Here is a 14,635-nt window from a genome sequence, read left to right as displayed (position 1 = left end):
CAAACCATGTTTTATGATCTAGCTCGCCGTTTTATGTTTACCCGTGATGCGGAGTGGGCTCATGAATTTGCACTTAATAATTTACGCCGATTTGCTCATACGCCATTGAGTGCTGCGTGGTCTCAATCTGTCCCTAATAAACCCGTTAACTTTTTAGGTTTAGAGTTTAAAAACCCAGTCGGTTTAGCGGCAGGCTTAGATAAAAATGCCGAGTGTATTGATGCATTTTCGCAAATGGGTTTTGGTTTTGTTGAAGTAGGTACTGTTACACCACGTGCTCAAGCGGGTAATGACAAGCCACGTATTTTCCGCTTACCTGAATCAAATGCGATTATTAACCGCATGGGCTTTAACAATAAGGGCGTTGATAACCTAGTTAACAATGTTAAAGCAGCGAAATACGACGGTATTCTAGGTATTAATATTGGTAAAAATAAAGATACACCTAACGAGCAGGGTAAAGATGATTACATTCACTGTATGCGTAAAGTATTTGAGCATGCATCGTATATCACAGTAAATATTTCTTCACCGAATACCCCAGGTCTTCGTGACTTACAATATGGTGAAGCGCTTGATGACTTATTGCAAAGCTTAAAGAATGAACAACTTGATCTAGCTGCTAAACATAACAAACAAGTGCCTATGCTAGTTAAGATCGCCCCTGATCTTGATGAAGTTCAAATTGGCCAAGTTAGTGAGTCATTGATCAACAATAAGATCGATGGTGTTATTGCTACAAATACCACGCTTGAGCGCGCGATGGTACAAGGTCAACAATACGCAAACGAAGCGGGCGGTTTATCTGGCCAACCAGTTCGTCAGCGTTCAACCCACGTGGTTAGTGAGCTTAAGCGTTTAACCGAAGGTAAACTACCTATCATTGGTGTGGGTGGTATTGATGATGCGGATTCTGCAAAAGAGAAATTTGCAGCTGGTGCAGACCTTGTACAAGTTTACACTGGATTCATTTATAAAGGCCCAGAATTGGTAAAAACGATCCTAAATAGCTTATAAGGATCAGTTATCTAAGCAATTGATCATTAATAAAATGTTCTAAGAAATCATTTTATTAATGGTCTGCTTTAGTTATAATTTATGATTAAGCGCACAGTATTTATTCGTTAGGGAGGAGACATGTTACAAGCATCTAAGCAATGGAAATGGCTTGCTTGTGCGAAAAATAATCGTCTTTTGGTTGACCTTGACCAAGATATGCAACTGTGCACGCCTTACAAACTTCGCCAACTTACTGATGCTGTTTTACAAGAGCCAAACTTTAGCCTTGAAGATGCTGCATTTTATCAGCAAGTTTATCAATACCTCGAAACATTCTCACTGTGGAACCCTGCACAGCTTTGCCAAATCGCGCTAAATGCCACTGCGGTCAAATTTCATTTAAAGCCTGTACTTGCAAAAAGTTGGTTCTTTCATGAGTATCATGGCAGCCAGCCAAGTGTTGAAGCAGTGGTTAAATTGTGCTCGCAGGCACAAGAAGGTGAGTTTTTAATTGTTGACCACTCAAGCGAAGCCTCGGTATGTATTAACTTAAGCCAACACTTTCAACTAGATGAAAACCTTTCTCTTGAACAGTTTGAAGCTATTAAGGTTTTAAATAACCGTATCCATCCTGTTTATATTCAACAAAAACAGTTCAAATCAGCCTAGGGCGTGTTGACCTTTGTGAATTAAAATTTGTTCACTCTAGGGGCGATTTAATCGCGGCGCGAGATTTGTGACCTAGTGGGCTAAGTAAAAACCGAGCAAAGCTACCGCGTCATGCTCACGCCCCTTACCTACATCCATGTAGGTAACAAAGAGTTAATCGCCCCTAGGAAGAACCCGAAGGGCAGCGCGTGTTTGGCATTTATGCTGCGTTATCGCCTATTTATGGGAAACAATCACACTACATAGGCTCTGCCTTGCCAAAATACCAAACACACTGCTGCAAAATTAATCAAAAAAAGTCAACACGCCCTACTATCCCTGCAAATGTTGGCGTTTTTGTTCGCCAAGCTATGCTATAATCCTGCGCAATTAGCATTTAAGGGTTTTTACTTTGCAATTTATCGCACTTACTTCTATCGGAATAGAAAATTTACTTGTTGATGAGCTTACAGCACTCGGTGCCGAAGTCTCAAAACAAACCGTGGGCTCTGTACGTTTTGAAGCAGATAGCTTGTTAGCACAAAAGATTTGTTTATCGAGCCGTTTTGCGACTCGTATCATGATGCTGATAGAAGAAAAAGAAGGCGTAAAAGACAAAGGCAGCCTTTATCAATTCGCACGCTTGCAGCCTTGGCAGGAGTGGTTTGGCCCTAAACAAACCTTTGCTGTTGATTTTAGTGGTACAAATAACGACTTAAAAAATACGCAATTTTCAGGTCTAGTTGTAAAAGATGCGATTGTTGATTACTTCGCTGATTTGTTCGAACAACGTCCAGATGTTGATAAATACAATGCCAACGTTCGAGTTGTAGCAAGATTGAACCGTCAAGGTGTTGCGCTTTATATCGATTATTCTGGCCCGCGTTTATCTGAGCGTGGTTATCGTCAAGATCAAGGTAAAGCGCCGATTAAGGAGCATTTAGCTGCTGCTCTTGTAAAAAGAAGTGGTTGGCTTGAAAACGTGCAACAACCTTTATTCGATCCATGTTGTGGTTCGGGTACCATTTTAATTGAAGCTGCAAGCATGGCTCGCAATGAAGCACCGGGCTTATTCCGTGAAGGTTTTGCCTTTGAGCGCCTGCCTAGTTTCCGTATTCAAAAGTACAAAGAATTAAAAGCAGAACTAACTGCACAAATTACAGATCCTAAACTTTGGCTTATTGGCCATGATATTGACGGAAGTGTGATTGCAAAAGCGCAAGAAAACGCAGAGCGTGCAGACCTTGGTAATGTTATTAAGTTTAAACAAAGCGATGCCACTAAGTTAACCTCCGTTGCGAAACTACCTGGTGTAGTGATTTCAAACTTACCTTATGGTGAACGTTTAGGCTCAATGGCTGAGCTGGTTAACTTACACCGTAGCTTAGGTGTTGGCTTCAAAAAGCACTTTAATCATTGGAAACTTGCTTTGCTTGGCACTGACGAAAGCTTATTTAAGTTATTAAAGTTAGTTAAGTTAAAACGCTATAAATTTAAAAATGGCCCGTTAGATGTTGTGTTGAATTTATACCAACTAGACGATAAACAAGTAGAACTTAGCAAAGAAGACAAGCCAGCTCTTAACTTTGAAGGTTCAACCGCCTTTGCAAACCGTTTAAAGAAAAATAAGCAAAATTTAAAGAACTGGTTAAAGCAAAATGAAGTGAGCTGCTACCGTGTTTATGATGCGGATATTCCAGAATATAACGTAGCTGTTGATGTATACGATGATTCTGCGGTTATTTTTGAATATGCTGCACCGAAAGAAATCGATGACAATACGGCTCAAAAACGTTTGCAAGATGTGATCAGCTTGACCGCTGAGCAGTTAAATATCGCACCAGAAAACATTGCGGTTAAAGTGCGTAAAAAACAAAAAGGTGAAGAACAATATACCAAGGTAGCAAAACAAAATCGTACGCAAGTCGTTGAAGAGTTTGGCGCTAAATTCAAAGTTAATCTATTTGATTATCTAGACACTGGTTTGTTCTTAGATCACCGTTTAGCTCGTCGTTATATTCAACAAAACGCACAGGGCAAACGCTTCTTAAACTTATTTGCTTATACGGGCAGCGCATCTGTGCATGCTGCTGTGGGGGGTGCTAAAGCCATTACCACGGTTGATATGTCAAAAACCTACTTAAAATGGGCACAAGAAAACTTTGCCCTTAACGACATTAGCAATACACGTTATCGTTTTGAACAAGCTGACTGCTTGAAGTGGCTTGAGTATGCACAAGGCCAATATGATTTAATTTTCTTAGATCCACCGACGTTCTCAAACTCAAAACGTATGAAAGATGCGTTTGATGTTCAGCGCGACCACATCAAACTTCTTACCTGGGTTAAGAAGATTTTAAGCCCGAACGGTACGCTTATATTCTCAAACAATAAGCGTGGCTTTAACATGGATGAAGTAGGGCTAATGGGGCTGGGTTTAAAAGCAGAAAACATTTCTGACAAGACTTTATCACCAGACTTTAAACGTAATAAGCAAATTCATAATAGCTGGCTTATTACTCATGGCTAATTTTACCCTGTACCACACTGATGGCTGTCATCTGTGTGAAATGGCCGATGAATTATTAATTGCTGCAAACGCTTCGTTTGTAGCAAAAGACATTATGGACAGTGAACAGCTGATTGAACTTTACCAAACCAGTATTCCGGTTGTGGAATCTCATCAAGGCGAGAAATTATTTTGGCCTTTTGATGCTGAGCAATTAGCGCAATTTATTGCTGATAATAAAGAATAAGAGTAGTAATCACGATGGATTTAATCAGAATAGCCAAAGCTCAACTTGCTTATGGTACGCATCCGCTACTAGATGATGCTGATGCCGTTATTGAGTCAGGTGAGCGTGTTTGTATCGTTGGTCGAAACGGTGCAGGTAAATCAACACTACTAAAAGTGCTTGATGGCCAAGTGACATTGGATGATGGCGAAATCAACCAATTAGGCGGTATTCGCATTTCACGTTTAGAGCAAGATCCACCAAAAGGGGCGGAAGGCTCAGTATTTGATTATGTAGCGCAGGGTATGCCTGACATCGCTAACTTACTGATAGAATATCACCAAGTTAGTAATCAAATGCAAACTGACTATAACGATAAATTGCTTAACAAATTAGAGCGTTTATCTAATCAATTAGAAACCGTTGATGGCTGGCGTTTTGATACCCGTATTCAGCTCGTTTTATCTCGTTTAGAGCTAGACCCAGAAGCCAAGCTTGAATCATTATCGGGTGGTTGGCTACGTAAAGTTGCCCTTGCACGAGCCTTGGTTAGTGAACCCGATTTACTGCTACTTGATGAGCCTACCAACCACTTAGATATGAGTAGTGTTATTTGGCTTGAGCAGTTTTTAAAAGAGTTTAAAGGCGGTATCGTTTTTATTTCTCACGACCGTGCATTCATTCGAGCAGTTGCAACCCGTATTCTTGACTTAGACCGTGGTAAGCTGGTTTCGTACCCTGGCGATTACGCGACGTACCTTGAGCAAAAAGCGCATGATTTAAAAGTAGAAGAAACACAAAACGCACTATTTGATAAACGCTTAGCAGAAGAAGAAGCGTGGATCCGCCAAGGTATTAAAGCACGTAGAACGCGTAATGAAGGCCGTGTGCGCGCTTTAAAAGAGTTACGTAAAGAGCGTAAGCAGCGTGTTGATCAGGTCGGTAAAACCGATTTCAATATTGAAACAGCGGAGCGTTCAGGTAAATTAGTATTCGAAGCGAAAAACATCTGTCATGCATTTAAAGATAAAGTGATCGCGAAGGATTTCTCGACCCTTGTTATGCGTGGCGATCGTGTTGGCCTTGTCGGACCCAATGGTATTGGCAAAACAACACTGCTTAAAATTTTATTTGGTGACTTAACACCAGATAGCGGCAGTGTTAAGCAAGGTGTTAATTTAGAGTTTGCTTATTTTGATCAGTATCGTCAAAAGCTTGATGAAGAAGCCACAGTACAAGATAACGTAGCTGAAGGTAAGCAAGAAGTGATGATGGGCGGGCGCTCACGTCATGTGCTTGGTTACTTACAAGACTTCTTATTTCCACCGGCAAGAGCGCGTACGCCAGTAAAAGCGCTATCAGGTGGTGAGAAAAACCGCTTATTATTAGCAAAGTTATTTTTAAAGCCATCTAACATTATTGTTCTCGATGAGCCAACCAATGACCTCGATATTGAAACTTTAGAGCTCTTAGAAGAGATCATCAACCAATATCAGGGCACCGTGCTGATTGTAAGCCATGACCGTGAATTTATTGATAATACCTGTAATTCTGTATGGGCATTTGAAGGTAACGGCAAGATAACCGACATTGTTGGTGGTTATAGCGACTATGAAGCGTATGCCGCTCATTTAGCTGAGCAAGAAAAACAACAACAGCAACAAATTAAGCAAGAAAAGCCGGCCGTTGTTAGCCAAGATAAAACACCAAAGAAAAGTAATAAACTCTCTTACAAATTAAAACTTGAATTAGAAGAATTACCCAGTAAAGTGGAACAACTTGAAAAAGCGTTAGACGCTCAGCAAGTTGTGGTTAATGACCCTGACTTTTTTAAGCAAGATGCTGCAATTACAACAGAAGCATTGAACCATTTAGCCGAGTTAGAGTCTGAGCTTGAAATCGCTTTTGAGCGCTGGGAAGAACTCGAAGATTTAAAGAATCAGTAGTAAGGATTAAAATGAAATACAAATTACTCGCTGCCAGTATTTTAGCCACCCTAAGTACCTCAGCGATGAGCGCAACCTATAAATTAGAAGAATTAGGTGGGCTAGACGGAGCAAAACATAATTACGTAACAGATGTCAGTGAGAATGGTCATATTATAGGTATAGCCAATTCTCTTTATAGGTTACCAATTGATATCTCATATATTGATTTTACAGACTCTGCTATCAAAAATGCCTATGATGCTCGTGAATCATATTTTGAATCAATAGACAAAGAGATTACTTTTACATTAGATGATATTGAAAATAATGATGCAGTGAATACCAATGCTGATGCCCATCAGTTTATGATTGATTTTATTACAGACACTCAATCTAACCGTTTAACTAATTCAGAGTATCAGAAACTATCAAGTGTAGCTGCGACGATATACGGCTCCGAGGGTGTTTCGGAACAGGTATTATTCGATGAGCAATCACTAGATTATGATGGCTTAACGCGTTCAACTACGAACATCCTAAATGCAGTTAGTGATGATGGTGTTATGGTTGGTTGGGGGAGTGCCCCATATGAAAAAACATCGTTTACACAAACTGATGAAGATGAAGAGGAAACACATTTCTTAAGAGATTTTATTAGTCGTGCTATTGTAATTACAGAAGACGGTGTAAAAGTTGAACTTGCACCAGAGTTCGACGAGTACGGCGGTATTAGTACAGCAAATGATATTATCAAAACAACTAACGGCTATGAGGTTGTAGGTAGTGTTTCAATTGATATCGCAGTTGATCCTCTCGATGATATTACTGATAACTGTGATGGTGAAGATGAACCAGTCTCAGACTGTGTCGAAACATACAATCGAAGCTATACGGCGGGTATTTTTAACAAGCGTGCTGTTAAGTGGACGTTAGATAGCTCTTTAAACATCACTAATACAGAATTGTATGGTTTAGGTTTAACACCAGAAGATGATGAAGATTTCGCTTTTCGTAGCAACGCAATAACTCTGAACGACTCAGGTTTAATTGTGGGTACATCAGATGTTCGTTACAAAGACACCGATACTAGAATTACAATGCCAGTTATCTTTGAAAATGGTGAAGTAAAACAGTTTATAGACCAAGACGATGATTGGACTTCGGGACAAGCTTTAGCTGTAAATAATAATGATATTATTGTTGGTTATGCTGCTAAAAGAATTGACACAGCAACACGCACTAAGTTTTTTTATTATGATAAAAAAAGCGATAGTGTAGTTTTCCCATCCGATTATTTCTCTAGCTCTAGCTCAGTTGCAAACGATATTAATGATAACGGTATTATTGTTGGTGAAGGTGAAACAGATATCTATAACACCACTACTCGTCGTAGAGAAGGCTTTATTTATACGGTGGGTGATGATTCTATAGTTAATCTCAATGACTTGTTACCTTGTTATGAAGAAGATGGTGAGACTCGCTTTAAATATACGGTTGCTGAAGCGAAATCAATTAACAACAATAATGAAATCTTTGGTGTTGCGACTAAAACTGTTGAAAAGACAGATTCATTCGGTAATGTTGTAGTTGATGTTGATGGCAATATCGAATATGAAAGTATTGCTGTTGCTGTTAAGTTAACACCAATTGATGGCAGTGTTGAAGAATGTCCTGCAGAAGAGATTGAACAATACGAGCGTCAATCAGCAAGCTTCCCATGGTATGCTTTATTGCTATTACCATTTGCAGCTGCACGTCGCTTCTTTAAAAAGTAATCGTTTCGTAATCGAGACTTACTAATCAATATTAAAAACCCAGCTTTAAGCTGGGTTTTTTGTCTATACTGAAATCAGTTATTTTTTATGGCGATGTATCCATGCTTTTCGGACTGAGCGTTTCCAAAGCATGTCGGTAGCAAAATAACCGATGATAGCAGCAGCAGTAGCACAAATAAGTGAGCCAACTAAAAAGGCTGGGCCAATTGTTGTAAGGCTATCTATAAACCATTGCCAGCTTGGTTCAAATTGGAAGTGCTGTTGTGGCTGAGCAAGGGCAATCGTGCCTACAATATATGAACAATAGAAAATAGGAGGCATGGTTAGTGGGTTCGTGATCCACACGGTTGCAACAGAAATCGGTAAATTTACTCGAAATGGAATAGCCAGGGCGGCTGCAAGAACCATTTGAAAAGGAACAGGGATGAACGCAAAAAATAAACCAACCGCAAATGCACCACGTGCTGAGCGTCTATTTAAGTGCCATAAATTGGCATCATGCAATAAACGACCAAAAATTCTTAAATACTTGTGTTCTTTTACCTTGTTATGATCTGGTAAAAAGCGTTGGATCGTTTTCTTAGCCATTTAAAGCAACCATTTACATCTATTTGGTTATGCAGCGGCTTTGTCATAGGCTGTTTTTTCACCCTATATACATTTGACACTGCGGCGTTTTATATAATGAGTTTTGCTGTATTGCTAGCAGGTGCCTATTTTAAGCCTTTTTTAACTCTATTGTCAGGGTTTATTTGCGCTATTTTGGTAGTGATTTTTCATTACTTCGTCTTTTACTCAATCTCTGACTGTCAAATCGATTATCAACAAAGCCGATTAGTTCGATTTGAGGTAGTTGAAACATACAGTGAACAAAGCCCTTACTACATTAAAGCAAGTCTGAAACATATTGAATCTTGCCCTACAAGCATCCGACCTGCTCCTAATGCAATGCTCAGCATTACTTCAGATAAACCGGTTACTAGTGGAGATGAATTAAGCGCAGTACTCAAACTTAAACCTTATCGATCAGTAATAAATTTCTACAGTTTTAGTAGAGAACGGCAAGCATTACTTGAGCGAGTATTTTATAAAGGCCGAAGCGTAGGAGAGATAAGCTATTTAAATCATCATCAATATGACTCCCTGCGTGTTAGTTACCGCACTTATATTGATAAAATTACGGCAAACACACGATTACAATGGCTTTATTATGCGCTTTTAACCGGTGACAAAAGTAAAATAGGTTATGAAGATAGAAAGCATTTGCGTGAATTAGGATTGTCTCATCTACTTGCTATTTCGGGTCTTCATATCGGACTTATCTTCGCAGTCGGTTTTTATAGTAGTAAGTGGCTGTTAAGAGTGAGTCACTTTCGTGTAAGCCAATCAATTCAATTAAATAAGCTATTTGTTGTAATAGGGTTCAGTTGCTCGCTCGTTTATGTTTACTTAAGTGATTTTATAGTTTCTGCAAGCCGGGCGCTGCTAATGTTAGGCTGCTACCTTGTAATCTATAACTTAGGAAAAAACCCAGTGCGTTGGCGTTCAATTTTGTACGCCTTGAGTGTGGTGTTGTTTATAGACCCATTTACGCTGTTGAATCCTGGGCTCTATTTCAGTTTTTTGGCCGTTACGGTCATCTTTCTACTGACTAAAAAAACAATTAATTTGTCACTTAGTTTTTTAAAGCGATTTGTACAGCTACTGCAAGTTCAATGCGCTTTATTTGTTGGTTTACTACCGCTATCCTTATATTACTTCTCAGGTACTAGCGTGATAGGTTTATTGATTAACCTTATTGCTGTGCCCTTGGTCGGTGTGCTGTTATTGCCTTTGTTGATTTTTTATAGTCTGATTTCTAGCCTACTGGATATTTCAGGTCTGTTATCACTTATCGACATTGCCCTGTATTTTAGTTATCAACTATTGCTTTCTATCCCTAATGACTGGCGTTGGTTGTCGTTCAATGAGTTTAATTTCTCATTATTGATCATCAGTTACATAACACTTCTGCTGTTGTACTTTAGCCCTAATAAATATGTGTGTTTAATTCCTGTTTGTATATATGCCGTTGATAGTAAATTACAGCCAGAAGCTAAGTTTCAGTTGGATGTGTTTGATGTCGGGCATGGCTTAATGGTGATGGTAAGAAGCAAAAATAAAGCGATAATTTATGATTTAGGCCCACAGTATTTTGGCCGTTATGATTATGTACACCGCGTATTACTTAACAACATCAATAAACAGCAGCTATCTGTGATTGCCACCATAATAAGCCACTTAGATAACGATCATTCTGGCGGTTTAGCCAGTTGGAAAGAGGCTGGCTATCAACACACTTTAGCTACTTTTCATCCTCAGGGGCTGTTAAATAAGTGCAAAACAACCACCATCAAACTTGCTGAGCTTAATATCAGAAGTTTTACAGCAAAGGTAGAAAAAGCGAGTCGCAATGACCAATCTTGCTTATTAAAAGTAACAGGTTTTAATTATTCACTTTTACTAACTGGAGATATATCAGCAGCGGCAGAAGCTAAACTTGTTGAAGAGGAGGTGGATTTACGAGCGACTATTTTAATAAGCCCCCATCATGGTAGTAATACCTCGTCAAGTTATGAATTTATAGATGCAGTAAATCCTGAAGTAGTTATCCATTCATCTGCTTACCAAGGGCAATGGCACTTTCCTCACCCAGAGGTTGTAAATCGTTATAACCAACACCATATACAGCAGTTATCGACGGCAAAGTATGGCCATATACGCATAAAATTTTATTCAGATACGTATCGCTTAGAATTTGCGCGAGAGCAGGAAAGTTATTGGTTCGAACAAGATTGACGTTTTGTTTTTCCCCCCTAAAGGCTACAATAGTCGAAGTCTATGAATAAGAGAGTGTTATGGATCAAACTACATCCCAAATCTATAAGCGATTAATCAGTTATGTGGGTGATTATAAGTTAATCGCGTTTTTCGCCATTGTAGGCATGATTGGCTATTCAGCCATGGATGCATTGTTTATCAATTTAATGAAGCCCTTCATTGATGAAGGTTTAAATGATCGTAACACTGATGTTTTAACTTATGCACCATTTGTTGTGATTGCATTGGTATTAGGTCGTGGCATGTTTAACTATATGTCGTCGTACTGTTTAAGTTATGTTGGCTCTCAAGTTGTAAGAACGTTGCGCCAACAATTATTCGAACATATTTTACATCTGCCGGTGTCTTTTCATGATAAAAATTCAAATGGCGATTTAATCTCTAAAATCACCTTTGATACTGAGCAGGTTCAACAAGCCATTACCAAAGCCCTGTTAATTGTTGTTAGAGAAGGGGCGTTTGTTGTTTTCTTACTTTTTAATATGTTTTATACCAGCTGGAAGCTATCACTAATATTTTTAGTTATTATTCCGCTTGTGGCCGTGATCGTTGCCTTTGTATCGAAACGCTTTCGTATGATTTCGAAAAAAATCCAATCTGCTATGGGCCAAGTAACTCGCAGCTCAGAGCAAATGCTATCTGGTCATAAAGTGATACATGGCTTTGGTGGTCAACAGCAAGAGATATCGCAATTCTCGGCTATTAATAATCATAATCGTCAGCAGCGCATTAAAATGGATGCAACTAAAGCGTTAAGCGTTTCTGTTATCCAAATTTTGGCAGCAAGCGCGATGGCGGTGATTTTGTGGGTTGTGTCTATGCCGTCAATGATTGATACCATCAGTTCAGGTGACTTCGTATTACTAATTTCATCAATGATGATGTTACTGCGTCCACTTAAGCAACTTTCAAACGTTAATAGCGATTTACAACGTGGTATCTCTGCAGCGCAAAGTATCTTTTTGGTACTTGATGAAGAGGTAGAAAAAGACACAGGCACCTACAGCGTTGCTAAAGTAACTGGGAAAATTGAAGTGAACAATGTGACCTTTAAATACCCAACGAAAGATGAACCTGTATTAAAGAATTTATCACTTTCGATTAATGCCGGCGAAAGCATAGCATTGGTTGGCCGTTCTGGCTCAGGTAAATCGACCATCTCAAATTTATTGCCGCGTTATTATGAGCTTGAAGGTGACAGTGAAATTTTGCTTGATGGCGTCAACATTGCTGATTACAAACTGACAGACTTACGTAAGCAATTTGCACTGGTTTCACAGCAAGTGGTTTTATTTAACGACACCATCACGAATAATATTTGCTATGGCCTTGACCGCGAATTAACAAACGAGGAGTTAATGGCGGTTGCTAAGCAAGCCCATGTTTGGGAGTTTGTTAAAGACTTACCAGAAGGTTTAGATACCATGGTGGGTGAAAATGGCGTTATGTTATCAGGCGGTCAGCGTCAGCGAATAGCCATAGCACGTGCAATATTAAAAGATGCCCCTATTTTGATTCTTGATGAGGCGACATCTGCGCTTGATACTGAATCTGAAAAACTTATCCAGCAAGCACTTGATAGCTTAATGAAAGAAAAAACATCGATTGTGATAGCACACCGTTTATCAACAATAGAAAACAGTGATTGCATTTATGTCATCGACCATGGTCAAGTTATCGAAAAGGGCACGCATGGCGAGCTACTTGAAAAAGACGGTACCTATAGTGCGTTATGTAAGATGCAGTTTGGTGAGCAGTAGTGAGTGTTATTGAAAAAAGCTGGTATAAAAAACCAGGTTTATTAAGCATTTTACTCTTGCCTTTGAGTGTGCTTTTTTGGCTTATCTCAACGCTTCGTGCTTTGTTTTATAAGCTAAATATACTTAAGGCTTTTAAAGCGCATGTTCCTGTCATTGTTGTTGGTAACATTAGTGTGGGTGGAAACGGCAAAACGCCCTTTGTTATTTGGCTTGCTGAGTACTTACAGCAGCAAGGTTTAAAAGTGGCGGTGATCAGCCGTGGCTACGGTGGTCAGTCTGATTCGTATCCACTGTTAGTGACAGAACAAACGACGACAACGCAAGCAGGTGACGAACCTGTACTTATTAAACGCCGCCTAGGTTGTGTTGTAATAGTTGGCCCTGACCGACAAGCTAGTATAAAAAAGTTAGAGCAACATGATATCGATGTCATTATTTCTGATGATGGCATGCAGCATTATAAAATGGCGCGTGATATCGAGTGCTGTATTGTTGATAGTGAACGCCAATTTGGTAACGGTTTATTAATGCCTGCAGGTCCACTTCGTGAAACAAAAGCGCGCTTAAAATCGGTTGATTTAGTCATAGAAAATGGTGGCAACGCACAAAGCCGCTATGATTTAGCATCAAGCCCATTTCGAACTGTGAGTAATTCAGAACTCGCCAATTCAGTTCAAGATAAAGGCCATGCGGTCAGTGCTATTGGTAACCCCAAACGCTTTGAAATAAGTCTTGAGCAGCAAGGCATTAACTTACTATCTACTCATCATTTTCGTGATCATTATGCCTACCAAGCAAATGACTTTAGCGATTTTGCAGATGACGCTGTATTTATGACAGAAAAAGATGCCGTTAAATGCTTTAGTTTTGCTAAACCAAATTGGTATTATTTACCTGTTGATGCAAAGCCAACAGCAGCAGTTATCGAAAAACTTAATTTATTATTAAAACAAAAAGGGATCCTCAATGGCCTTTGATACAAAATTACTTGAAATTATCGCTTGCCCAGTGTGTAAAGGTAAATTACGTCTTGATAAAGAAAATCAAGAGCTTATCAGTACCGCTGCAAAACTAGCGTACCCAATCAAAGACGATATCCCGGTGCTTTTAGAAAATGAAGCCCGTGAATTAAGCCAAGAAGAGGTTGATAAGTGGAATTCGTAGTCGTTATCCCAGCTCGCTACGCATCGACGCGTTTACCAGGTAAACCACTTGCTGATATTTGTGGTAAACCAATGATCCAACATGTGTATGAAAAAGCAGTTGCGTCAGGTGCATCACAAGTTTATGTAGCGACTGATCATCAAACAGTGTTTGATGCAGTAAAGAAGTTTACTGATAATGTATTGATGACACGTGAAGATCACCAATCAGGCACAGAGCGTTTAGCTGAGGTTGTTGAACAGTTAAAACTTGAAAGTGACACTATTGTTGTCAACGTGCAAGGTGATGAGCCTTTATTGGCAAGCGAAAATGTATCTCAAGTTGCCATGCTACTTGCTGATTCTGATGCGTCAATGGCGACTTTGAGCACCAGCATTGATGAGATTGACGATATATTTAATCCCAATTGCGTGAAAGTCATTAACGATGCAGACAACAACGCACTGTATTTTACGCGCTCGCCTATCCCTTATCACCGTGATGCGATGATGAATGATGACAAAGATAAGCTAAATCTTGCTGATTTTGCGCGCCATATTGGTATTTATGCTTATCGTGCTGGCTTCATTAAAGACTACATCGAATTACCAGAATCTCGATTAGAGCTTTTAGAGTCATTAGAGCAGCTTCGTGTACTTTATCATGGTCACAAAATTAAAATCGCAAAAGCTCTGTGTGCACCGCAAGCAGGCGTAGATACTCCTGAAGATTTAGCGCGCGTTATTGCAGTACTTGGCAACTAAAAA

12 protein-coding genes are annotated in these 14,635 nt (G+C 39.5%); 11 read left to right on the top strand and 1 reads right to left on the bottom strand.

The annotated features are described in order from the left end of the window. The first annotated feature begins 6 nt into the window (after positions 1–6). The 6 genes from pyrD to L1266_RS01840 all read left to right on the top strand — a co-directional run bounded on the left by pyrD (position 7) and on the right by L1266_RS01840 (position 8,085). Entirely contained in the window at positions 7–1,017 is a 1,011-nt protein-coding gene (pyrD, locus tag L1266_RS01865; RefSeq protein ID WP_235376700.1) for a quinone-dependent dihydroorotate dehydrogenase, read from the top strand. Positions 1,018–1,137: 120 nt separating this feature from the next. Continuing rightward, positions 1,138–1,668, top strand: coding sequence for a cell division protein ZapC domain-containing protein (locus tag L1266_RS01860; RefSeq protein WP_138600650.1), 531 nt, complete (start codon positions 1,138–1,140; stop codon positions 1,666–1,668). A 391-nt stretch (positions 1,669–2,059) separates the two neighbouring features. Next, positions 2,060–4,177 carry a bifunctional 23S rRNA (guanine(2069)-N(7))-methyltransferase RlmK/23S rRNA (guanine(2445)-N(2))-methyltransferase RlmL gene (gene rlmKL / locus L1266_RS01855; protein WP_235376699.1) on the top strand — a complete coding sequence of 706 codons (2,118 nt, stop codon included), beginning with the start codon at positions 2,060–2,062 and terminating at the stop codon, positions 4,175–4,177. Then, positions 4,170–4,403, top strand: a complete 234-nt coding sequence (locus L1266_RS01850; protein ID WP_054551385.1) for a glutaredoxin family protein — start codon at positions 4,170–4,172, stop codon at positions 4,401–4,403. Before rlmKL ends, L1266_RS01850 begins: the two co-directional genes overlap by 8 nt. Positions 4,404–4,417: 14 nt before the next feature. Beyond that, positions 4,418–6,328, top strand: a complete 1,911-nt coding sequence (uup, locus tag L1266_RS01845) for an ATP-binding cassette ATPase Uup (protein ID WP_235376698.1) — start codon at positions 4,418–4,420, stop codon at positions 6,326–6,328. Between the two features lie 11 nt (positions 6,329–6,339). Continuing rightward, positions 6,340–8,085 (top strand): DUF3466 family protein, encoded by a 1,746-nt coding sequence (locus L1266_RS01840; protein ID WP_194441518.1) that lies wholly within the window; start codon positions 6,340–6,342, stop codon positions 8,083–8,085. A 78-nt stretch (positions 8,086–8,163) separates the two neighbouring features. Here L1266_RS01840 and L1266_RS01835 read toward each other — a convergent pair whose 3' ends face one another. After that, positions 8,164–8,673: a DUF2062 domain-containing protein gene (locus tag L1266_RS01835; RefSeq protein WP_054551382.1), complete on the bottom strand. Its 510-nt coding sequence runs from the start codon at positions 8,671–8,673 to the stop codon at positions 8,164–8,166. 96 nt (positions 8,674–8,769) lie between these two features. Here L1266_RS01835 and L1266_RS01830 point away from each other — a divergent pair, with 96 nt between their 5' ends. The 5 genes from L1266_RS01830 to kdsB are packed head-to-tail and all read left to right on the top strand — an operon-like array spanning position 8,770 to position 14,632. Then, positions 8,770–10,923, top strand: coding sequence for a DNA internalization-related competence protein ComEC/Rec2 (locus L1266_RS01830; RefSeq protein WP_235376697.1), 2,154 nt, complete (start codon positions 8,770–8,772; stop codon positions 10,921–10,923). Between the two features lie 59 nt (positions 10,924–10,982). Next, positions 10,983–12,725 carry a lipid A export permease/ATP-binding protein MsbA gene (gene msbA / locus L1266_RS01825; RefSeq protein ID WP_138600660.1) on the top strand — a complete coding sequence of 581 codons (1,743 nt, stop codon included), beginning with the start codon at positions 10,983–10,985 and terminating at the stop codon, positions 12,723–12,725. Next, the gene (lpxK, locus tag L1266_RS01820; RefSeq protein WP_235376695.1) at positions 12,725–13,702 is read left to right on the top strand and encodes a tetraacyldisaccharide 4'-kinase; all 978 of its coding nucleotides are present in this window, start codon (positions 12,725–12,727) and stop codon (positions 13,700–13,702) included. The genes msbA and lpxK overlap by 1 nt, the downstream gene beginning before the upstream one ends. Continuing rightward, positions 13,692–13,889 carry a Trm112 family protein gene (locus L1266_RS01815; RefSeq protein ID WP_036968654.1) on the top strand — a complete coding sequence of 66 codons (198 nt, stop codon included), beginning with the start codon at positions 13,692–13,694 and terminating at the stop codon, positions 13,887–13,889. Before lpxK ends, L1266_RS01815 begins: the two co-directional genes overlap by 11 nt. Continuing rightward, the gene (gene kdsB / locus L1266_RS01810; RefSeq protein ID WP_235376694.1) at positions 13,877–14,632 is read left to right on the top strand and encodes a 3-deoxy-manno-octulosonate cytidylyltransferase; all 756 of its coding nucleotides are present in this window, start codon (positions 13,877–13,879) and stop codon (positions 14,630–14,632) included. Before L1266_RS01815 ends, kdsB begins: the two co-directional genes overlap by 13 nt. Positions 14,633–14,635 lie beyond the last annotated feature (3 nt).

Origin of the sequence: Pseudoalteromonas sp. Cn5-37 (assembly GCF_021532495.1) — a bacterium.
Classification (GTDB): domain Bacteria; phylum Pseudomonadota; class Gammaproteobacteria; order Enterobacterales; family Alteromonadaceae; genus Pseudoalteromonas; species Pseudoalteromonas simplex.
This window is presented reverse-complemented; position numbering and strand designations above follow the sequence as displayed.

What these genes read in the sequence shown, in the direction of transcription:
- pyrD (WP_235376700.1), top strand. Translation starts at nt 7, where the DNA reads ATGTTTTATGATCTAGCTCGCCGTTTTATGTTTACCCGTGATGCGGAG.
- L1266_RS01860 (WP_138600650.1), top strand. Translation starts at nt 1,138, where the DNA reads ATGTTACAAGCATCTAAGCAATGGAAATGGCTTGCTTGTGCGAAAAAT.
- L1266_RS01850 (WP_054551385.1), top strand. Translation starts at nt 4,170, where the DNA reads ATGGCTAATTTTACCCTGTACCACACTGATGGCTGTCATCTGTGTGAA.
- uup (WP_235376698.1), top strand. Translation starts at nt 4,418, where the DNA reads ATGGATTTAATCAGAATAGCCAAAGCTCAACTTGCTTATGGTACGCAT.
- L1266_RS01840 (WP_194441518.1), top strand. Translation starts at nt 6,340, where the DNA reads ATGAAATACAAATTACTCGCTGCCAGTATTTTAGCCACCCTAAGTACC.
- L1266_RS01835 (WP_054551382.1), bottom strand. Translation starts at nt 8,673, where the DNA reads ATGGCTAAGAAAACGATCCAACGCTTTTTACCAGATCATAACAAGGTA.
- L1266_RS01830 (WP_235376697.1), top strand. Translation starts at nt 8,770, where the DNA reads ATGAGTTTTGCTGTATTGCTAGCAGGTGCCTATTTTAAGCCTTTTTTA.
- msbA (WP_138600660.1), top strand. Translation starts at nt 10,983, where the DNA reads ATGGATCAAACTACATCCCAAATCTATAAGCGATTAATCAGTTATGTG.
- L1266_RS01815 (WP_036968654.1), top strand. Translation starts at nt 13,692, where the DNA reads ATGGCCTTTGATACAAAATTACTTGAAATTATCGCTTGCCCAGTGTGT.